The following is a 20,531-nucleotide window of genomic DNA, read 5'->3' on the forward strand; positions in this document are numbered from 1 at the left end:
TTAAAAAAAATGATGTTTACAAATTAATCTTTTGGAGCTTTTGCTCCATACTTAGATCTGGATTGACGTCTATCTTTGACTCCAGCCGTATCTAAAGTTCCTCTTATTATATGATATCTAACTCCAGGCAAATCCTTGACTCTTCCACCCCTAAGTAATACTACAGAATGTTCTTGCAAATTATGTCCAATACCAGGAATATAAGCTGTTACTTCGAAACCAGAAGTTAATCTAACTCTAGCAACTTTTCTCAAAGCTGAATTAGGCTTCTTTGGAGTTGATGTATAGACTCTTGTACATACACCTCTTCTCTCAGGGCAAGACTTTAATGCAGGAGATTTTGTTTTCTTTGTCAGACGTTTTCTTTCTGAACCTACTAATTGCGAGATGGTGGGCATCTATTAAATTTAGATAAAAATAAACATTAAACTATCATAACCTCTTAAGAGCACCAACTAAAAGTTTTTAATTATATTTTTTTTAAAATTTGTCAAATTAAAATTCTTTGGTAAATATTCATTATCTTTAGATTTATTTTCATATTTATTTTTATAATGGAAATACATAAATAACTAAATAGAATTAAATAATCTATGGGAGAGAGTATCAAAAGAATCGTTGGCCCATATCAAGATAGTTATTCCCCAAATGGAATAATTGGGGAAAAAGATGCGTGTGGAGTTGGTTTTATAGCAAATATTAAAGGGATTGAAAGCAATTGGATCCTAAAACAGTCTCTTAAAGGCCTTAACTGCATGGAACATAGAGGAGGTTGTGGTGGAGATAGTGATTCAGGAGATGGAGCAGGGATTTTATGTTCAATTCCTTGGGGATATCTAGAAGAGGAAAGTAATCTAAAAAATAATCCAGAATTTAATAGAGGTTTAGGCATGGTTTTTATGCCTAACAAAAAAGAAAAAATTGAAGTATGTAAATCAATATGTGATCAAGAAGCAGAAAAATTAAAAGTCAAGAAAACATCCTGGAGAAAAGTACCAGTTAATAATGAAATCTTGGGTCCTTTAGCTAAAGCAAATGCTCCATTCATCTGTCAGTGGATTCTTTATATAGAAAAGAAAGATCATCATGATGTTGAAAGGCTTTTATTTCAATTAAGGAAAAGAATTGAGAAAAAAATAAGAGAAACCTTCAAAAACGATGTTGGGGATTGTGAATTTTATTTTGCCTCACTAAGTTCTCAAACAGTTGTTTATAAAGGTATGGTTCGCTCTGAAATATTATCCGAGTTTTATCAAGATCTAAAAGAAGAGAGTTTTAAAGTTTCATTTTCTGTTTATCATCGTAGATTTAGTACTAATACACTTCCAAAATGGCCGCTAGCTCAACCCATGAGATTTCTGGGTCATAATGGCGAAATAAATACTCTCTTAGGTAATATCAACTGGGCTAAAGCTTCAGAAACACATATAGATAATTTTTGGGGGGAGTTATCTAATGAAATCAAGCCCATTGTAGATGTAAACAAAAGTGATTCATCAAATCTTGATGCAACTCTTGAAATCAATATTCGTTCAGGTCAGCCCATTACTGACTCATTATTAAAACTTGTCCCTGAAGCATTTAGAGATCAACCAGAACTTGAGCAGAGAGAAGATATAAAAGCTTTTTATGAATATTCTGCAAGCCTACAAGAAGCTTGGGATGGTCCAGCTCTCCTTGTATTTGCTGATGGAAATTTTGTCGGAGCCACCCTTGATAGAAATGGCCTAAGACCAGCAAGATATTCAATCACAAATGATGGTTTTGTAATAATGGGTTCTGAAACAGGAGTAGTAGATCTTGAAGAAGAAAGAATAATAGAAAAAGGTCGATTAGGACCGGGACAAATGTTGGCAGTTGATTTTCACCAGAATAGAATCCTAAGAAATTGGGAAGTAAAATCTGAAGCTGCTCAAAGGCATGATTATAAAAATCTTCTTAGTGATAGAACTATAAAAATTGAAAATAATGAATGGATTAAAGACTGCAAACTAAAAGACCTTGAGTTGTTGCAACAACAAACTGCATACGGGTTTTCAGCGGAAGATAATGACCTAATCTTAGATTCAATGGCTTCATTAGCTAAGGAGCCTACTTATTGCATGGGCGACGACATTCCATTAGCAGTTCTTTCATCTAAGCCACATATTTTATACGACTACTTTAAGCAAAGATTTGCGCAAGTTACTAATCCTCCTATTGACCCTCTCAGAGAAAAACTTGTAATGAGCTTAGAGATGCATCTAGGTGAAAGATGTACACCATTTGAAATTAAAGATGCTAAACCTTTTGTTCATTTACAAAGTCCGATTCTTAATGAGGAAGAACTCATTTCCATCAAAAAATCAAAAATTAAATCTCAGACAATTTCAAGTTTGTTTGATTTAGAGGAAGGTATTCAAGGCTTAGAGAACCAATTAAAAGCAATCTGTAAACAAAGTGAGCTGTCTATAAAAGAAGGTTGCTCTTTAATTATCATTTCTGATAAGGGAATTAATCCTAAAAAGACTTTTATACCGCCTTTACTTGCTGTTGGAGCAATTCATCATTATCTTCTAAAAAAAGAAATCAGGCTAAAAGCATCTCTCATAATTGAGACCGGTCAATGTTGGAGCACGCATCACTTAGCTTGTTTAATTGGATATGGAGCAAGTGCAGTTTGCCCTTGGTTGACCTTCGAAGCAGGTAGACACTGGTTAAAACACCCAAAAACACAAAAACTCATTGATAGCAAAAAAATAAATCCATTATCAATAGTTGATGTTCAAGAAAATATTAAAAAAGCTCTAGAAGACGGTCTAAGAAAAATTCTCTCAAAAATAGGCATCTCACTTTTATCTAGTTACCATGGTGCACAAATTTTTGAAGCTGTAGGCCTTGGATCTGACTTAATAAAAATTGCTTTTGATGGTACAACAAGTCGTATAGCCGGCATAACATTAAAAGAATTAACTAATGAAACACTCTCAATACATACAAAAGCCTATCCAGAAATCGATTTAAAGAAATTAGAATTTTTAGGATTTGTACAATTTAGAAATAATGGAGAATATCATTCCAATAACCCAGAGATGTCCAAAGTTTTACATTCAGCGGTAAAACGAGGGCCAGGATCCGATCATTTTGAAACTTACAAAAAACTTATTAGTAATAGACCGACAACATCTCTTAGAGATTTACTAACAATTAATTCAAAAAGAAAAAGTATTCCATTAGAGGAAGTTGAAAGTGTTGATTCAATTTGCAAAAGGTTCTGTACTGGAGGAATGAGTTTAGGTGCTTTATCCAGAGAAGCGCATGAAGTTTTAGCAGTTGCAATGAATAGAATTGGTGGAAAAAGTAATAGTGGAGAAGGGGGAGAAGATCCAGCTCGTTTTAATGTTTTAAATGATATCGATGAAAATACTCAGTCAGCGACATTGCCATTTATTAAAGGCTTAGAAAATGGAGACACCGCATGCTCAGCTATTAAACAAATAGCATCAGGAAGATTTGGAGTTACACCTGAATATCTAAGAAGTGGTAAACAACTCGAAATTAAAATGGCTCAAGGTGCAAAACCCGGAGAGGGGGGACAATTGCCTGGTCCAAAAGTTGATTCTTACATCGCAAAACTAAGAAATAGTAAACCTGGAGTAGCTTTAATATCTCCTCCCCCGCATCATGATATTTATTCAATCGAAGATTTAGCTCAACTTATCCACGACTTACACCAAGTTCATCCAAAAGCGAAAGTAAGCGTTAAACTTGTTTCTGAAATTGGTATAGGCACTATTGCTGCTGGAGTAAGCAAAGCTAATGCAGATGTAATTCAAATATCTGGCCATGACGGAGGTACAGGTGCCTCACCCCTGAGTTCTATTAAACATGCAGGTTTACCATGGGAATTAGGTGTTGCTGAGGTTCATAAATCTCTCCTAGAGAATAACTTACGCGAAAGAGTAATTTTGAGAACTGATGGAGGTCTTAAAACTGGCTGGGACGTAGTTATTGCTGCTTTACTAGGTGCTGAAGAATATGGTTTTGGATCTGTAGCGATGATTGCTGAAGGATGCATAATGGCTCGGGTTTGCCATACAAACAAGTGTCCTGTTGGAGTTGCCACTCAAAAAGAAGAATTAAGAAAAAGATTTAAAGGTATTCCAGAAAATGTTGTCAATTTTTTCTTGTTTATTGCTGAAGAAGTAAGACAGATAATGAGTAGTATCGGTGTTTCTAATATGGAAGAACTTATTGGTAATCAAGAATTTCTTTCTGCAAGAAATATCGATCTTCCAAAAACTTCTAATATTGATCTTTCTTCTTTAGTAAATAAACACTCATCCCCTGATAGATCATGGTTAAAACATTCAAAAACTGCCCATAGTAATGGTTCTGTATTAGAAGACGAATTTTTATCTGATACTGAATTTATAGATTCAATTAAAAATCACGAAATAATAAATAAAGAAATTGAGATAAAAAATACAGATAGAAGTGTTTGTGCGAAAATATCAGGCGAAATCGCAGAACTTTACGGCAACACTGGCTTCAATGGCGAACTCAACTTAAATTTCAAAGGATATGCCGGACAAAGCTTTGGTGCCTTTTTATTAAAGGGAATGAATGTTCAATTAATCGGAGAAGCTAATGATTATGTTTGTAAAGGAATGAATGGAGGAATACTCACAATAATTCCACCAAAAATAGAAAAAACTTCCTCCGAGCAGGTTATTTTAGGAAACACCTGTCTTTATGGAGCAACGGGTGGGAAATTATTTGCATTAGGAAAATCGGGAGAAAGATTTGCAGTAAGAAATAGTGGTGCGATAGCGGTGACAGAAGGAGCAGGTGATCATTGTTGTGAATACATGACTGGTGGTAAAGTAGTTATTCTAGGTTCCACAGGAAGGAATATTGGTGCGGGCATGACTGGTGGAATAGCTTTTATAATCGATGAGAAGAACGATTTAAGTAATAAAGTTAACAAGGAAATAGTTAGTATTCATAAAATAACTTCATCAAAACAGGAAGATATATTATTGGAAATTATTAGAGAATATCGAGCAAAAACAAATAGCTTAAAGGCTGCCAAAATAATTGAAAATTGGTCTTATTATAAGAAAACTTTCAAATTAATAGTTCCCCCAAGCGAAGAAGAAATGCTTGGCATAAAAAAAATGTAAATGCCTTTCTTTATAAAAACTGAAATCATAAAAAAAGAATACTTAATTAATCATGATTTAAAACAAAAAATAATTAACGAACATATTGATTGGATAAAAAAATTAAAAAAAGAGGGAATTAATATAAAAAGTGGTTTTTTAGTTGATGAGTTAAAGCGGCCAGGGGAAGGCGGATTACTCATTCTTGAGATGAATAATTATAAAAATGCACTAAAAATCATTAAGAATGATCCAATGATTAAAAATGATCTAGTTGAATGGAAATTAAATGAATGGATAGATTCAAATAAATAAAAATGACTATCTTGGATACTTTTTCATAAGTTTTTGAATTTCTTCAGCATGGTAACTGCTACGAGTTAAAGGAGAACTAACTACTTGCATAAAGTCCAAATCTTTTTCCCCGAAAACTTTATAGTAATTAAATTTTGAAGGACTCACAAATTTTTGAACAGGTAAATGATTTGGGCCAGGAGATAAGTATTGGCCAATAGTAACAATATCAACGAAATTACTTTTTAAATCCTTAAGAAGACTTAAAACCTCCTCATTTTTTTCCCCTAAACCAAGCATAAAACCTGACTTTGTATAAACTTTGGGAGAATATTCTCTGGTCCTTTTAAGCAACTCAAGAGTTCTCTCATATTTACCCTGAGGCCTTACTTTTTTATATAACGAAGACACAGTCTCAATATTATGGTTTAAAACGTTTGGATTTGAATCCAGAACTTTTTCAAGCGCTTTCCAATTGCCACAAAGATCAGGTATTAAAAGCTCAATAGTAGTTTCAGGCGATTTTTTTCTTACTTGATAAACACATTCAAAAAATTGAGATGCGCCACCATCTTCAAGATCGTCTCTATTTACTGATGTGATTACAACATGTTTAAGTTGCATTCTGTAAACAGCTTCGGCCAAACGATATGGTTCTGTTGGATCTAATTCTCTTTTAGATCTATCAAAATCAATATCGCAATATGGACATGCCCTAGTACAACCAGGGCCCATTATAAGGAAAGTGGCAGTGCCACTTGCAAAACATTCTCCAATATTTGGACAACTTGCCTCTTGACATACAGTATTGAGATTTAAATCATTTAACAAATTTGCAGTATTCCCAATTCTCTCAACTTGCGGAGCTTTTACTCTTAACCAATCAGGTTTTGAAATTAAACTATTGGAATTATTAGTCAAATTAATTTTTTCTAGCCTGTATTTTTATTTTACTAAAAACATTTTGAATTAACTATTAATAATTTCAAAAATGAGGCCTATCAATCATAGAAGTCAATAAATAAATTTTACTAGTTCATCGATAATTTTTAAAAATCCTAGTTCAAGTTACTACCTAACATATTATTTTTGTTCTATATACTGTTTTAAAACCTTTTCTAGAACGTTTTTTTATAACAGTTATTAGAACACTTATATAAAACCTACGAGAAGAAATATCAATTATGTTAAGGATTCTTATCCAAAAAAGTGTTTTTTTATTTTTTTATTGATACAGTAAAAAATATATGTAATGAAACATTGTCTTTCAAATTTAAAAGAAAACATCTTTTACTATCTGAAAAAAATAAAAACTCTAAAGTAATAGGTTATGCTAGAGCTACTAATAATGAATATGAATATTTAGAAGATCAAATAAAAGTTTTAAAGGAAGAAGGCTGTAGTTTAGTTTTCTCTGAATTTATAAGTTTAGATGAAGAAATCAAACCCCAACTCAATAAAGCTATAAATTGTTTATCTAAAGGCGATCAATTTATAATAACTCAGCTTGATCGAGCATTTAGAAGTAAAAAAGAATGTTTGAGGACAATAAATAAACTTATTGATAAGGATATTAAATTGCGAACTTTGACATGTTTTTTTTCGACTAATGAATCCTCTAAAGCAAATTCTTCAATTTTTAGGATTTTATATGAATTAGATAATTTAGAAGACAAAAATTTAGGTGAAAGGAAAAAAGAACAACTGTTACGCAGAAAATTATCTGGAAATAATCTGGGAGGAAGGCCCAAAATAAGTCCATTAAAAGAATCTTTAGTAATCAGATTACGTAATGAGGGATATTCATATCGATCAATCAGATCACAAACGGGAATTGCCTTGTCAACAATAAGAAGAGTGATTTTGGAAGGAGAATTAACATAAAATGAGAAAGAAAGAAATTGAAAATTTAATTAAAGAAAATCTTAAAAATACAGCATTGCGTATTTATGAATTAGATAATAACGATAGAAAAAGTTTGTTAGCAGAATATAAAGAATGGATTATGAATGATTTAGATTTTGAAGAGGTTATGATGTTACCTTATGAAGCCTATACTGATAAATTAGATTCTAATTACCTAGAGGATTTACTTTAGTCCTCAATGGTATACCTCTCATTAAATTCATATACTTCTTTTGCTATTAATGGTAAGAAGGAAGTATCTTTGGAATATTTTTCACCATTACAAAAAACAACTAATAAAGTATGGAGGGATTGACTATTAGTCCACCAAGCTGAATCATGTCTAACTTCAGACATTAAGCCTGCTTTACTCCAAAGATTAATGCTTTTTGGTAATCCTTCACCCAAAAAACCATCTATTTGATTAAGGGAATCATTTTTCAGAAAAACTTTATTTAAATTTCTTTTTAAAAAACCTCGTAAATTTAAGTCATTTTTTTGATAATCTATATGAATCATAATTTCCTCCAAAATCCTTGCAGCCGAATCAGAATTCATAGCGTTTCTATTTTTATTATCATATCCATAAAATTCTTTTTCACGACCAAATGGCCCATCATCCCAGGTCTTCTGACAGCAATTTATACCACTCAATTCCTCCCAACGTAAATCATGTAGCCAATCGTTTATTATGCTTCTTTGATATTTCCAATTTTCCCATAATTCGCCTTCAATACAAGGTCCACTTGTTGTTCCAGTAAGTAAATCAATTAAGAAGCTTGTTGCATTATTACTTGATAAAGACAACATTTTCCATACAGCTTCAATAAGTTCATCTGATAATAATAAAATTCCCTTTTTAATCCAGTGATATGCAGCGAGGCCGTAAACTAACTTGACTATACTGGCAGGGTAAACCATTTTTTTATTATTGATACCAGTTCCAAAACCTTTAAATACTCTTTTATTTTCACTTTTATAATTAATCCAAGTTATGGCAATATCTTCACTTGAAAAATCTTTATTATAAGAGCATGCTTTCCCTAAAATATCATTTAAGGCTAGACCCATCTCTTTACTTAAATTGTAAAAGGACATTGTATGCAAAATCATGAAAATCCTATCTCACTATTTAAACAAACTAATTTTTCAAAAACTATTTGGTGGAAATTAAAAGTTAATATTTCTGGATATCAAAATGAAATAGAAGATAAATTAGTGACTGAAATTTTTAAAAATAGAATTTTTAGGCTACTTTATCCAAATATTTATCAACTTAACCAACAATTTTCAAGAATTCTAATTCAACTATATGAAGATGGTTACATCTGTTGGATAAATTTAGATGAATTAATTATTGAAAAATACGAATTAGGAAAAACTGAAAATTCAAAAAAAGAACACTTCATTATAAAAGATAAAATTAACTCAATTCTAAAATGGATCAAGGATCAAGCTGAGTTAAATAATGAATACCTATGGGGAGGTACATTAGGACCTAATTTTGATTGTTCTGGATTAATTCAGACTGCTTTTTTAAAGCATCAAATTCATATACCTCGAGACTCTTTTCAAATAAAAAGTTTTTCTAAACACCTTTTTTATTACAAAGATTCATATTCGGCTCTGATACCAGGCGATCTTTTATTTTTTGGAGTTAAAGAAAAATGTGATCATATTGGAATCTACAAGGGAGACGGATTGTATTACCATAGCTCTGGGAAGGATTTTGGCAGAAATGGAATAGGATTAGATACCCTCAAAGATTCTAATGATAAAATCTCATTACACTATAAATCTAAACTTATTTCAGCAGGAAGAGTAGTTAGAAATTACAGATGGGATAGAACCATGCGTTAGTAAGTAGAGTTCACATTTCAATTTAAAATTAAATTTAAAATTAAAATATTACATTTATTTACTTTTAGGAATTAACCAGCAGTCCAAATATTTTTAATAATTGGCATTATGGTATCTAAGTGTAATGTGCCAACAAGTAGCCAAGCGAAAACAGCTCCCCCACAGCCTCCTAACCAAAATCCACTTGTAAAATCAGCCCAACCAGCTCTTGTAAATAAGTCCTTTGGTGGATTATTCACAGTCGCATCTGGAGGTTGAACATTAGGTGCTTTACCGGGTGCGTTATATAGAACTAGAAGTGCTGTCAAAATATGAACAGCTCCAATAGCAGCAAGAAGTCCAGCAGTTAGAGCAAATTCAGAATTTCTTAATGGGCCAGTCATGGTGAAAGGACCGTATAGAAGATATCCAAAAGCTGCTCCAGTTTCTAATCCTCTAAAATTAGGAGAAATACCTTCTCTGTAAAAAGGCAAATTATTTATAAAGGCTTTTGTAAAATAGCCACTATTAACTGGGGTAGCTAAATTACCAACACATGGATCAGCAACTGTTTTTACGGCCCATTGTTCTGCAACACCAATATCATTTGGTTGCACAGAATTATCTATGTATTTTTCATCAAACTTAATTGAACTTGTTGATTCTGAGAATGATTTTTGAAAGTCGCTCATTTTTTTAATAGTTTAGTGTTTAATAATTTATTCAGTTGCTGTAATAAATCTTCCAATTAATACGATAAAAACAGCAGGCATTGCTATACCAATTAATGGAACAAAAATTGAGGGTAAAAGACTTGGTAAATCAGATGGCATAAGTTCTTTAAACATCTTTAAATACTCTAATATTTATCTGCGAAATAGTGTTAATTTTATTACTGGATGATATAAAAATTATTAACTTTTTACATGTTAAATTTTTTCGCAATTTTACTTATTATTTTTATAGGAATATTACTTCTAGTTTTTAAAAAAAGAAGCTTTAGAAAATTAATAAATAAAGACAAATTTCATTCTGTTACATTAAAAAAAAATAATTATAAATTTCTCTCTAATAAAAAAAATTTTTTATACGATCACGAGTTAAAAAAGTACTCATTATTTTATAAAAAATCTCAAAGAAATAAAATGTTTAGTCTTTTTCAAGGAAATACAGAAGACAAATTAAAAGCATTAAAAATTGCGGAAGAATTGGCTGATAAATCAACATTATCAATTTTACGAAAAGGCCTAAGGGATATGTCTCCTGAAGTGGTTAAAATATCAGCTTTATTAATAATAAAATTTAAATAATATTCAATTTTGATTGGTGCTACTTATTGATCTAATTCTATAAATTGGACGACTTTGACTTTCATGATATGTTCTAATTAGAAGTTCGCTCAATAATCCAAAGCTAAATAATTGAACCCCAGCAATTCCCAATATTAATGCAAACATTAGCAACGGACGATTTCCAATATCCTCACCAATTATTTTTAAAACTACCAAATAAGAACTCATTGCAAGACTAGTCAAAATACTTATAATTCCAACAAAACCAAATCCATACATTGGTCTTGTTAAAAATTTAGTCATAAACCATACAGTTAGTAAATCCATTAAAACTCTAAAAGTTCTATCGATTCCATATTTACTAGATCCATATTTCCTGCTTCTATGATTAACTTTAATTTCTTTTATTCTTGCACCTTCAATATTTGCTAAGACGGGCAAAAACCTGTGTAGTTCACCATATAACTTAATATCATCTATTATTTCTTTCTTAAAAGCTTTTAATGAACATCCATAGTCATGCAACTTCAAACCTGTTACCTGAGCTATTAATTTATTCGCTATTTTTGATGGTATCTTTCTATTGATTAATTTATCTTTCCTATCAAACCTCCATCCACAAACCAAATCATAACCATTATTAATTTCTGAAATTAATTTAGGAATATCATTTGGATCATTCTGTAAATCACCATCCAAAGTAATAACTATATCGCCTTTACAGTTATCAAAGCCAGCTGACATTGCTGCAGTTTGCCCGTAATTTTTGCGAAGGGAAATAACTGACAATTCTTTAATTTTGAGAGTTAGTTTTTTTAATACTTGTTGAGTATTGTCTTTAGAACCATCATTTACAACAATCAATTCAAAATTAAATTTATGAAATGACATTACACTTATAACTTCATCCAATAAAAGACCAATACTCTCACTTTCATTGAAAACAGGGACGATAATAGAAATTAATTGTTTTATATCTGACATTTATATTTAATAATAATTATATAATTTTAACTTAATTTAGAACACTAAAATTAAACAAAAAAAAATCACCACAAAAGTGGTGATTTAAATTATTTAAGGAAAATTTAACCAAACTTACCTGAAGTTGATGCGATAACAAATGCACCGAATGTAAGTATGTTACCAATCGTGAAATGTGCAAGTCCAACTAATCTAGCTTGAACAATTGAAAGTGCAACTGGTTTGTCTCTCCATCCAACAAGGTTAGCAATTGGAGTACGCTGATGTGCCCAAACTAATGTTTCAATTAATTCTTGCCAATAACCACGCCATGATATAAGGAACATGAAACCAGTAGCCCAAACTAAGTGACCGAAAAGGAACATCCAAGCCCAAGGAGATAGAGAATTTACTCCAAATGGATTATATCCATTAATAAGTTGAGCAGAATTTAACCATAGATAATCTCTGAACCAACCCATTAGATAAGTTCCTGATTCATTAAATTGTGCTACATTACCCTGCCAAATTGCTAGATGTTTCCAATGCCAGTAGAAAGTTACCCATGCTAGTAAATTTAATGCCCAGAACATAGCTAAGTACATAGCGTCCCAAGATGAACTATCGCAAGTACCTCCACGTCCAGGTCCATCGCAAGGGAATGCATAACCTAAATCTTTCTTGTCAGGAATTAATTTTGTTCCTCTAGCATCAAGTGCACCTTTGATAAGGATTAATGCAGTTGTATGAAGACCTAAAGCAATAGCATGGTGAACTAAGAAATCTGCAGGCCCGATGGGTAAGAAAGCACTTAATGCATCTTGTCTATTAATAAGATCCATCCAGTAATGATTACCTGGCAATGAATTAGCTGCGAGACTTGCTGAGCTTGTAGGATCAGATAATAAAGCGTTAAAGCCGTACATCATCTTACCTTGAGCAGCTTGAACGAATTGAGCAAATACTGGCTCAATTAGAATTTGCTTTTCAGGGTTACCAAAAGCTACAACAACATCGTTATGAACATAAATTCCAAGAGTATGGAATCCCAGCAACATTGTTACCCAACTAAGGTGGCTTATCAAAGCTTCCTTAGTTCCAAGCACTCTTGCTAATACATTATCTTTATTTAATTCTGGATCGTAATCTCTAACGAAGAAAATAGCACCGTGTGCGAAAGCACCAACCATCAAAAACATTGCAATATACTGATGATGACTATATAAAGCAGATTGTGTGGTGTAATCCCTTGCAATGAAAGCATAGGAAGGGAGTGCACCCATATGTTGAGCTACTAGAGAAGTTGCTACACCAAGAGATGCTAATGCTAGTCCAAGTTGGAAATGCAATGAATTATTTACAGTTTCATATATTCCATCATGGTTAATTCCGAAACTACCTTTATGCGGATCATTAGGGTGTCTTGTATTATGAGCTTCTGTAATTTCTTTCAGGCTATGACCAATACCAAAGGTATTTCTATACATATGTCCAGCAATTACAAAAACTGTTCCAATCGCTATGTGATGATGGGCAATATCAGTAAGCCATAATGCTTCACTTTGAGGATGAAGACCACCTAAGAAAGTAAAGATTGCTGTACCAGCTCCCTCAGCTGTTCCAAAAACTTGATCTAAAGAATCAGGATTTTGTGCATATGCTCCCCAGTTTAAAGTAAAGAAAGGAGCTAATCCTGCAGGGTGTGGAAGGACTGTTAACCAGTTATCCCAACCTACATGCTGTCCTCTTGATTCAGGTATAGCAACATGAACCAAATGACCTGTCCAAGCAATACTACTAAAACCAAATAAGACAGCTAAATGATGATTTAATCTTGACTCTGCATTTTTAAACCAAGCTAGAGAAGGTCTAAATTTTGGCTGTAAGTGTAACCAACCTGCAAATAGAGTCCAACAAGCCAAAATACTCATAAATATTGAAGCTTGGAAGAGTTGTTCGTTAGTTCTCATGCCAATTGTGTACCACCAATGGTAGAGACCTGAATAAGCTATGTTTACTGGACCACTAGCTCCAGCTTGTGTCATTGCTTCTGTGATACCAGATCCAAAATGTGGATCCCAAATAGCATGAGCAATAGGACGAACGTGAGTTGGATCAAGTACAAACTGCTCAAAGTTACCTTGCCAAGCAATATGAAATAAGTTACCAGCTACCCAGAGGGCGATTATTGCTAGATGCCCAAAGTGTGTAGAGAAAAGCTTCTGATAAAGCTTTTCTTCGGTCATACCATCATGACTTTCAAAGTCGTGAGCGGTAGCTATTCCGTACCATATTCGTCGGGTTGTAGGGTCCTGAGCTAGACCCTGGTTAAATGATGGAAATTTTGTTGCCATTGAGTTAAAAAGGTGAAGTTCAGGTAATTAGCCCAGGCCGAAAAGGCGAGCGTGGAAGAAAGCCCATGTGGTAGCAATACCACCGACAAGGAAGTGCGTTACGCCAACTGCTCTACCCTGAGTTATAGATAAAGCTCTTGGTTGAATGGTTGGAGCAACTTTAAGTTTGTTATGTGCCCAAACAATGGATTCGAATAATTCTTGCCAATATCCTCTTCCACTAAAGAGGAACATTAAACTGAATGCCCATATAAAGTGAGCTCCAAGGAACATCAAACCATACATACTTATGGATTGACCATAACTTGTTAATACTTGAGAAGCTTGCGCCCAAAGGAAATCTCTTAACCAACCATTAATAGTAATTGAGCTTTGTGCGAAATTACCACCAGTAAGTCCCCAAACATCACTCTGCATTTTCCAAGAGAAGTGGAAAATAACTATTGATAAACAGTTATACATCCAGAAAAGTGCCAAGAATACGTGATCCCATGAAGAAACTTGACATGTACCACCTCTTCCAGGACCATCACAAGGGAATCTAAAACCTAAAGAAGCTTTATCAGGGATCAATCTTGAACTTCTTGCGTAAAGTACTCCTTTTAGAAGTATTAAAACAGTTACGTGAATTTGGAAAGCATGAATATGATGAATCATTAAATCAGCTGTTCCTAATGGAATTGGAGCAATAGCAACCTTTCCACCAACCTCTACTAAACTTCCATTAAAAACTTCACTTAAAGCTTTGTGAGGTAAAGCTTCTGCAGTACCTGCTAAAAGAGAAGTTCCAACAGAAGATGCTTGAATACTCTGTACCCATTGAGCAAAAATTGGCTGAAGTTGGATTGCAGAATCACTAAACATATCTTGAGGTCTACCCAAAGCTCTCATAGTATCGTTGTGAATATAGAGTCCGAAACTATGGAATCCTAACCACATACATACCCAGTTCAAGTGACTGATTAAGGCGTCTCTTGCTTTGAGGATTCTGTCTAATACGTTATCAATATGTTTTGCTGGATCGTAATCTCTAACCATTGCAATTCCGGCATGCGCTCCTGCACCTACTATGAATAATCCACCTATCCACATATGATGGGTAAATAATCCAAGAACTGTCATATAGTCAGTAGCTATATATGGATATGGAGGCATCGCATACATGTGATGAGATACAAGTATGCTTATTGATCCAAGCATTGCAAGGTTAACCGCAAGCTGGGCATGTCTACTTTCTGCCATGAACTCAAAAAGACCTTGATGTCCTTTAGGAGCAGGGAACAATATTGGATCTCCTTGTTGTGAATCTAATATTTCTTTCATACTATGACCAATTCCGTAATTGGTTCTATACATATGACCACCAATGATTGCTATTACACCAAAAGCTAAATGATGATGTGAAACATCAGTCATCCATAAGCTTCCTGTTACAGGGTTAAGTCCACCTTTGAAAGTAAGGAAGTCTGAGAAAGCTAACCAGTTTAAACTGAAGAAATTACCTGTCCCACTTGCAAGTCCTGGAAATATCTGACCAATAATTTGTGGATCACAGAGTTGATGCGGCATAGGCATATCTGCAATAGTTGCGATCTCCTTGCCGTTAATAACTAAGGGAGAACCTGCATCAATTGCATCTAAAAGAGCTGCAGTAGGAGCTCCGATATGAATACAATGTCCAGCCCATGCTAAAGACCCTAGTCCTACTAAACCAGCTATATGATGGTTAAGCATAGACTCAATATCCTGGAACCACTCCATTTTTGGAGCTGCTTTGTGATAATGAAAAATTCCGGCATGAAGCATAAGTGCAGCCATTACTACAGCTCCTATCGCTAAAGCCATCAGTTCACTCTCGTTAGTAATTCCCCATGCTCGCCACATGTGGAATATTCCTGAACTGATTTGAATACCATTGTAGTTAGCACCAAGATCAGCATTAAGCATTTCTTGACCAACAATTGCCCAAACTTGCTGAGCTCCTGGTTTTACATGAGTTGGATCAGCTAACCAACCTGAATAATTAGAAAATCTTGCTCCATGGAAGAATGCGGCACTCATCCAAATAAAAATGACTGCAAGATGTCCAAAATGAGCTGAAAAGATTTTTCTTGTTGCTTCTTCAGCATCGCCTGTATGCACATCAAAATCATGCGCGTCAGCATGCAAATTCCAGATCCAAGTTGTCGTTTTTGGACCTTTAGATAACTTACTTGACCAGAAACCTGGCTTATCTAATTTGGCAAAATCAATAGGTCTTGGATCGGCCTTAACAGGATCCTCCAAAACTTTTTTGTTTTTTTCTCCACTTTCTGGTGGGCTGATGGTCATCTAGCACCTCGAAAATAATTGACATTAAAGCCGATTGATCAGATCTTGAACTTATTTTTAATGATAATGTTCAAGAAAACGAATCCTTCGGAACTTTAGATATTCGTTTCAAAAATAATAAGGCAAAGATTCTTTCGTTATGCATTAACGTAACAAATGTTCTAATGATTGTTACTATATGAATATTTTGTTAAATTCTAGTCTATGACTAAATTATGGGTATTTTTACTCAAATTGTATATAAATTTCTTAAATTTTTTTTTATATTTCAAAGAAAATTTTTTAAATCCAGCGACAGGATATAATTTTTAACGTAACTATCAATAGTTTCTGATTTGAAAGGAATTGCTATAGGTCTATCTAATAATTCAAAAGAAATTTTAAAAAGGCTTAAAAAAACCGAATTTGTCAAAGATATATATATTGCAGGTTCTTCAAAAGTTGATGGAAAGGAAAATAAACTTATTGAAGTACAAAAACCTAGAGAAATCTTACTTAAAAAATGGCAGGAGATAGATTTAATAATTTTTATAGGCTCTATTGCTGCATCAATACGCATAATAAATTCTTTTTTAACCTCTAAAGATCAGGATCCAGGTGTAATCGTTATGGATAACAAATGTTCCAAGATAGTTCCTTTAATTGGGTTACATCAGTCAAATACTCAAGATATTGCATTTCAAATTGCTAATTTATTTGGTGGCGAAATAATAGAGACTAATAATTCCAATGATCAAAGCTTCTTAAATCTTGACGCATTTGGAAATCAATGGGGTTGGAAAAGATCTGGAAATATAAAGGATTGGTCAAAACTAATAATAAAACAAGCCAAGAAAGAAGAAATATTTTGCAAACAATTATCTGGTAATTGCTTATGGAAAACTTCAGAATCAGGTGAGATTATTAATCAAATTAATGAAAAAGAAACTGAAAAAATAGATTCAACATTTAACATTAGTGTATTTAAAAATAATCAAAGAAATTGGCATCCGCCCGTATTATGGATTGGCATTGGATGTGAAAGAAATACAAGCAAAGAATTTATAGCAAATTCTTTAAATAATTTTTTGGATTCAGGAAATTTATCACAGCAATCAATTGCGGGATTCGCGACTATTGATATTAAAAAAGATGAGAAAGGAATTTTAGAACTTGCTGAAGAAAAAAACTTGCCTATAAAGTTTTTTAGTAAAGAAGATCTTTCAACAATAATTGTTCCAAATCCATCAAATATCGTGCAAAAGGAAATTGGCACACCTTCCGTAGCAGAAGCCTCTTGCTTACTTGCAGCAGGAGAAGAATCAAAATTATTAGAAGAAAAGAGAATTTTTAAAAATCAATCTGGGGCAGTAACTATAGCTGTAGCAGAATCAAAAAATCAGTATAATCCAACCAATGGCGAAATACATATTATTGGGAGTGGGCCTGGTGATATCTCCTTTCTAACCAATAATGCAAGAAAAGCACTTTCAAGATGTACTGTTTGGATCGGATACAAAATGTATTTAGATTTAATTAAGCCATTAAAAAGGAGTGATCAAGTTTTAATTGAAAGCAAACTTACTGAAGAAAAAGAAAGATGCAGTAAAGCAATAAAAATAGCCGAGGAAGGAATAAAAGTGGCTTTAATTTCTTCAGGTGAATCAGGATTTTATGGCATGGCTGGTTTACTTTTAGAATTACTTCAAAAAATCAAAAAAGAATATCGACCTTACTTTGAAGTACATCCAGGTATAAGCAGTGTTCAATTAGCTGCTGCGATTAGTGGCGCACCACTAATGAATGACTTTTCTATAGTAAGCTTAAGCGATAAATTAACTCCATGGTCTTTAATAGAAAAAAGAATTGAAGGAGCTCTTGTGGGTGACTTTGTAATAGCTTTATTCAATCCTCAATCCATTGAAAGAAATTGGCAGCTAAAAAGTGTAATAGATATATGTTTACAAACTAGGCATGGGGATACTCCAGTTTTAGTAGCTAGACAAGTAGGGAGAGAAAATCAATCTAAAAAATTTTTTACTTTAAACACCATTCCTTTTAAAGAGATTGATATGTTATCAATCATTATTATTGGCAATTCTCAAACAACCTTAGTTGATGAAATATTTCTCACTCCCAGAGGATATTTGAATAATTAAATTTAGATGACCCATATTCTAATAAATAGAATATTTTTCTTTGCTTTTTTTTTATAAGAATACTAATGTTTAAAAATAACGATTAAGAAAATAAATTGAAAAATATTGGTTTAATTTTGTTTGATATAGATGGGGTAATCCGCAGCGTCGAAAATAGTTACAGACTTTCATTAAAAAAAACAGTTTACAAATTTTCCGGATGGGAGCCAAATTATATAGATATTGATAATGCAAAAAATGAAGGGATCTGGAATAATGACTGGGATTTAAGTTTGGAACTTATAAAAAGATGTATAAAAAGAGATAACTTAAAGCTTAAAATTCCTCCAAGAGAAAAAATAGTAAAATGTTTTGAAAAGTTTTACTTTGGAGGAGATCCAAATAAAGATAGTAAGTATTGGTCTGGATTTATAACTAATGAGGAGTTATTAGTTGATAAAAAGTTTTTTGATTCATTACAAAGCAATGGAATAATTTGGGGTTTTGTGAGTGGTGCAGAGTCTGCTTCTGCAAAATTTGTTTTAGAAAAAAGAGTTGGACTAAAATCACCCCCTTTAGTATCTATGGGAGATGCTCCCGACAAGCCTAATCCAAAGGGATTCATAGAGTTATCAAAAAAGCTTCTTGGAAATAAACTTGGGCCATCAAATATTCCCATTGCATATGTAGGTGATACCATTGCAGACATAAATACAGTTATCAACGCTAGAAAGGAAATACCATCTCAAAAATTCATAAGTATTGGCATAGCGCCCCCTCATTTACATTTAGATTCTCGATTAATAGAACGTAATTCTTATGAAACAAATCTAAGGAATGCAGGTGCTGACTTGATTTTAAATTCTATTAATGATCTAAAAACTATTAATCTTGACTTATTGTAAAAATATTAATCAAAAGACATTTCTTCATTTATTACGGAGAGGGAGGGATTCGAACCCTCGACAAAAGTTACCTCCTGTAACTCCTTAGCAGGGAGCCGCTTTCAACCACTCAGCCACCTCTCCAGTTCTTATACATTATCAATTTTTTTGCAAACATTCAAAACTTTTTAATTTTATCGAAATGTCTAATCAATTTGAACTCTGGGTAATCTATTTTTAAAAGAACATAGAATTTCCCATGGAATAGTATTAGATTCTCTTGCCCAATCGAGAGGAGTTATTATTTTGTCTCCATCAGATCCCAGCAATATCATTGTACTACCAATTTTTATTTCATTTGAACCTGTTATGTCCACCATCATTTGATCCATAGTAATAGAACCAACTTGGGGATATAGTTTCTTGTGATGAAGAACGTTTATTTTGCCTGAAAGATTTCTTGGTACGCCATCGGCATAACCAATACTTAATACAGCTAACTTAGTTTTTCTATTACTTATAAATTTGCCTCCATAACTAACACTTACACCTTTATCAATAATCCTTATAAAAGCTACTTTGACCTTCAAAAATAAAGCTGGTTTAAGCAATAAAGTTTTATCTTTTTTTGCTAGAGGACTATATCCATATATAGAAAGTCCAACACGTACCATATCAAAATGAAAATCTTTGTTTAGAAGCATGCCCGCAGAATTAGCCAAATGAGTCTTGATATTATGATTGTTATCAACGCCAATCTGCTTTAGTAATTCCTGAAACTTTTGCCTTTGTTTTTGAGTACTACTTTTAGGATCTAATGAGTCAGGTTCATCTGCAGAGGATAAATGACTATATATGCCTTTTATAGATATGTTTTCAAAAGATTTAATTTTTTCAAATTGCTGAACAAATTTTTTAGATTCAAATCCTAATCGTGACATTCCTGTATCAACTTTAAGATTTAAAGAAAATTTCGAACCAAAATGCTTCCCAATGTTATTACAAATTAAACATTCTCTTAGACTACTAATGGTTGGCATAAGATCATTTTTAAAAGATATTATTAAATCCCTTTTCGTATATAAATTTCCTAAAACAAGGATTGGTTCTTTAAATCCATAAGACCGGAGTCTTATCCCTTCTTTCAAAGTAGCAACACCTAATTGCGAAGCTCCACCTTTAAGAGCATATTCAGATACTACTTTCGCATCATGACCATATCCATCAGCTTTAACAACTGCCATTAATAAACAACTTTTGCTTAATTTTGATCTTAACTGCTTTACATTTTTTTCTATTGATTTTCCACTAACTTCAATCCATGCTCTTTGTTTTGGATCAATATCTTTTTCAAAATTGGAATATTTACCAAAGTTTAATCCCTGATTTGTTTGCGGAATTTGCATTA

17 protein-coding genes and 1 tRNA gene are annotated in these 20,531 nt (G+C 32.9%); 8 read left to right on the forward strand and 10 right to left on the reverse strand.

Annotation, left to right across the window (positions count from 1 at the left end; translation table 11 throughout):
* Positions 1-23: 23 nt before the first annotated feature.
* Positions 24-398 carry a 30S ribosomal protein S12 gene (gene rpsL, locus EU91_RS01155; RefSeq protein ID WP_011863619.1) on the reverse strand — a complete coding sequence of 125 codons (375 nt, stop codon included), beginning with the start codon at positions 396-398 and terminating at the stop codon, positions 24-26.
* A gap of 195 nt (positions 399-593) precedes the next feature.
* Here rpsL and gltB point away from each other — a divergent pair, with 195 nt between their 5' ends.
* Together gltB and EU91_RS01145 are read left to right on the forward strand one after the other, a co-directional pair.
* On the forward strand, positions 594-5,165 hold the full coding sequence (gene gltB / locus EU91_RS01150) for a glutamate synthase large subunit (protein ID WP_032525043.1): 4,572 nt from the start codon (positions 594-596) through the stop codon (positions 5,163-5,165).
* Complete coding sequence (locus EU91_RS01145; protein ID WP_032525044.1) at positions 5,166-5,459, forward strand: YciI family protein; 294 nt, start codon at positions 5,166-5,168, stop codon at positions 5,457-5,459.
* 6 nt (positions 5,460-5,465) lie between these two features.
* Here EU91_RS01145 and lipA read toward each other — a convergent pair whose 3' ends face one another.
* A complete protein-coding gene (gene lipA / locus EU91_RS01140) occupies positions 5,466-6,359 on the reverse strand; it encodes a lipoyl synthase (protein WP_072012907.1) in 894 nt (297 codons plus the stop codon).
* Positions 6,360-6,647: 288 nt separating this feature from the next.
* Here lipA and EU91_RS01135 point away from each other — a divergent pair, with 288 nt between their 5' ends.
* Entirely contained in the window at positions 6,648-7,322 is a 675-nt protein-coding gene (locus EU91_RS01135) for a recombinase family protein (RefSeq protein ID WP_032525045.1), read from the forward strand.
* Between the two features lies 1 nt (position 7,323).
* Positions 7,324-7,536, forward strand: coding sequence for a hypothetical protein (locus EU91_RS01130; protein WP_032525046.1), 213 nt, complete (start codon positions 7,324-7,326; stop codon positions 7,534-7,536).
* On the opposite strand, the gene EU91_RS01125 is transcribed toward EU91_RS01130, so the two are convergent.
* Positions 7,533-8,441, reverse strand: a complete 909-nt coding sequence (locus tag EU91_RS01125; protein ID WP_032525047.1) for a serine hydrolase — start codon at positions 8,439-8,441, stop codon at positions 7,533-7,535. The genes EU91_RS01130 and EU91_RS01125 overlap by 4 nt on opposite strands.
* 3 nt (positions 8,442-8,444) lie before the next feature.
* Here EU91_RS01125 and EU91_RS01120 point away from each other — a divergent pair, with 3 nt between their 5' ends.
* Positions 8,445-9,203, forward strand: coding sequence for a C40 family peptidase (locus EU91_RS01120; RefSeq protein ID WP_032525048.1), 759 nt, complete (start codon positions 8,445-8,447; stop codon positions 9,201-9,203).
* Between the two features lie 71 nt (positions 9,204-9,274).
* Here EU91_RS01120 and EU91_RS01115 read toward each other — a convergent pair whose 3' ends face one another.
* On the reverse strand, positions 9,275-9,874 hold the full coding sequence (locus EU91_RS01115; protein WP_025893579.1) for a photosystem I reaction center protein subunit XI: 600 nt from the start codon (positions 9,872-9,874) through the stop codon (positions 9,275-9,277).
* Positions 9,875-9,901: 27 nt separating this feature from the next.
* Complete coding sequence (locus tag EU91_RS01110; protein WP_002807990.1) at positions 9,902-10,015, reverse strand: photosystem I reaction center subunit VIII; 114 nt, start codon at positions 10,013-10,015, stop codon at positions 9,902-9,904.
* A gap of 312 nt (positions 10,016-10,327) precedes the next feature.
* Between EU91_RS01110 and EU91_RS09610 the strand changes: the two genes are divergently transcribed.
* The gene (locus EU91_RS09610) at positions 10,328-10,492 is read left to right on the forward strand and encodes a hypothetical protein (protein WP_241433952.1); all 165 of its coding nucleotides are present in this window, start codon (positions 10,328-10,330) and stop codon (positions 10,490-10,492) included.
* A 3-nt stretch (positions 10,493-10,495) separates the two neighbouring features.
* On the opposite strand, the gene EU91_RS01100 is transcribed toward EU91_RS09610, so the two are convergent.
* From EU91_RS01100 to psaA, 3 genes are all read right to left on the reverse strand, one after another.
* Positions 10,496-11,458, reverse strand: a complete 963-nt coding sequence (locus EU91_RS01100) for a glycosyltransferase family 2 protein (protein ID WP_032525050.1) — start codon at positions 11,456-11,458, stop codon at positions 10,496-10,498.
* Between the two features lie 104 nt (positions 11,459-11,562).
* Positions 11,563-13,791 carry a photosystem I core protein PsaB gene (gene psaB / locus EU91_RS01095; RefSeq protein ID WP_011819135.1) on the reverse strand — a complete coding sequence of 743 codons (2,229 nt, stop codon included), beginning with the start codon at positions 13,789-13,791 and terminating at the stop codon, positions 11,563-11,565.
* A gap of 27 nt (positions 13,792-13,818) precedes the next feature.
* Positions 13,819-16,122: a photosystem I core protein PsaA gene (psaA, locus tag EU91_RS01090; RefSeq protein WP_032525051.1), complete on the reverse strand. Its 2,304-nt coding sequence runs from the start codon at positions 16,120-16,122 to the stop codon at positions 13,819-13,821.
* Between the two features lie 335 nt (positions 16,123-16,457).
* Here psaA and cobJ point away from each other — a divergent pair, with 335 nt between their 5' ends.
* Together cobJ and EU91_RS01080 are read left to right on the forward strand one after the other, a co-directional pair.
* The gene (cobJ, locus tag EU91_RS01085; RefSeq protein ID WP_032525052.1) at positions 16,458-18,260 is read left to right on the forward strand and encodes a precorrin-3B C(17)-methyltransferase; all 1,803 of its coding nucleotides are present in this window, start codon (positions 16,458-16,460) and stop codon (positions 18,258-18,260) included.
* A gap of 95 nt (positions 18,261-18,355) precedes the next feature.
* Entirely contained in the window at positions 18,356-19,144 is a 789-nt protein-coding gene (locus tag EU91_RS01080) for a TIGR01548 family HAD-type hydrolase (protein WP_032525053.1), read from the forward strand.
* Positions 19,145-19,178: 34 nt separating this feature from the next.
* On the opposite strand, the gene EU91_RS01075 is transcribed toward EU91_RS01080, so the two are convergent.
* A tRNA-Ser gene (locus EU91_RS01075) sits at positions 19,179-19,267 on the reverse strand.
* Positions 19,268-19,329: 62 nt separating this feature from the next.
* On the reverse strand, positions 19,330-20,529 hold the full coding sequence (gene alr, locus EU91_RS01070; protein ID WP_032525054.1) for an alanine racemase: 1,200 nt from the start codon (positions 20,527-20,529) through the stop codon (positions 19,330-19,332).
* Positions 20,530-20,531: the final 2 nt, after the last annotated feature.

Source organism: Prochlorococcus marinus str. GP2 (assembly GCF_000759885.1).
In the GTDB taxonomy this organism is placed as follows: domain Bacteria; phylum Cyanobacteriota; class Cyanobacteriia; order PCC-6307; family Cyanobiaceae; genus Prochlorococcus_A; species Prochlorococcus_A marinus_J.

Bases quoted from the DNA above. Each gene is read 5' to 3' on its own strand.
- EU91_RS01125 (WP_032525047.1), bottom strand. From the start codon at position 8,441: ATGTCCTTTTACAATTTAAGTAAAGAGATGGGTCTAGCCTTAAATGAT.
- psaB (WP_011819135.1), bottom strand. From the start codon at position 13,791: ATGGCAACAAAATTTCCATCATTTAACCAGGGTCTAGCTCAGGACCCT.
- psaA (WP_032525051.1), bottom strand. From the start codon at position 16,122: ATGACCATCAGCCCACCAGAAAGTGGAGAAAAAAACAAAAAAGTTTTG.
- rpsL (WP_011863619.1), bottom strand. From the start codon at position 398: ATGCCCACCATCTCGCAATTAGTAGGTTCAGAAAGAAAACGTCTGACA.
- EU91_RS01120 (WP_032525048.1), top strand. From the start codon at position 8,445: ATGCAAAATCATGAAAATCCTATCTCACTATTTAAACAAACTAATTTT.
- alr (WP_032525054.1), bottom strand. From the start codon at position 20,529: ATGCAAATTCCGCAAACAAATCAGGGATTAAACTTTGGTAAATATTCC.
- EU91_RS01130 (WP_032525046.1), top strand. From the start codon at position 7,324: ATGAGAAAGAAAGAAATTGAAAATTTAATTAAAGAAAATCTTAAAAAT.
- EU91_RS01100 (WP_032525050.1), bottom strand. From the start codon at position 11,458: ATGTCAGATATAAAACAATTAATTTCTATTATCGTCCCTGTTTTCAAT.
- EU91_RS09610 (WP_241433952.1), top strand. From the start codon at position 10,328: ATGTTTAGTCTTTTTCAAGGAAATACAGAAGACAAATTAAAAGCATTA.
- gltB (WP_032525043.1), top strand. From the start codon at position 594: ATGGGAGAGAGTATCAAAAGAATCGTTGGCCCATATCAAGATAGTTAT.
- EU91_RS01115 (WP_025893579.1), bottom strand. From the start codon at position 9,874: ATGAGCGACTTTCAAAAATCATTCTCAGAATCAACAAGTTCAATTAAG.
- EU91_RS01110 (WP_002807990.1), bottom strand. From the start codon at position 10,015: ATGCCATCTGATTTACCAAGTCTTTTACCCTCAATTTTTGTTCCATTA.
- EU91_RS01145 (WP_032525044.1), top strand. From the start codon at position 5,166: ATGCCTTTCTTTATAAAAACTGAAATCATAAAAAAAGAATACTTAATT.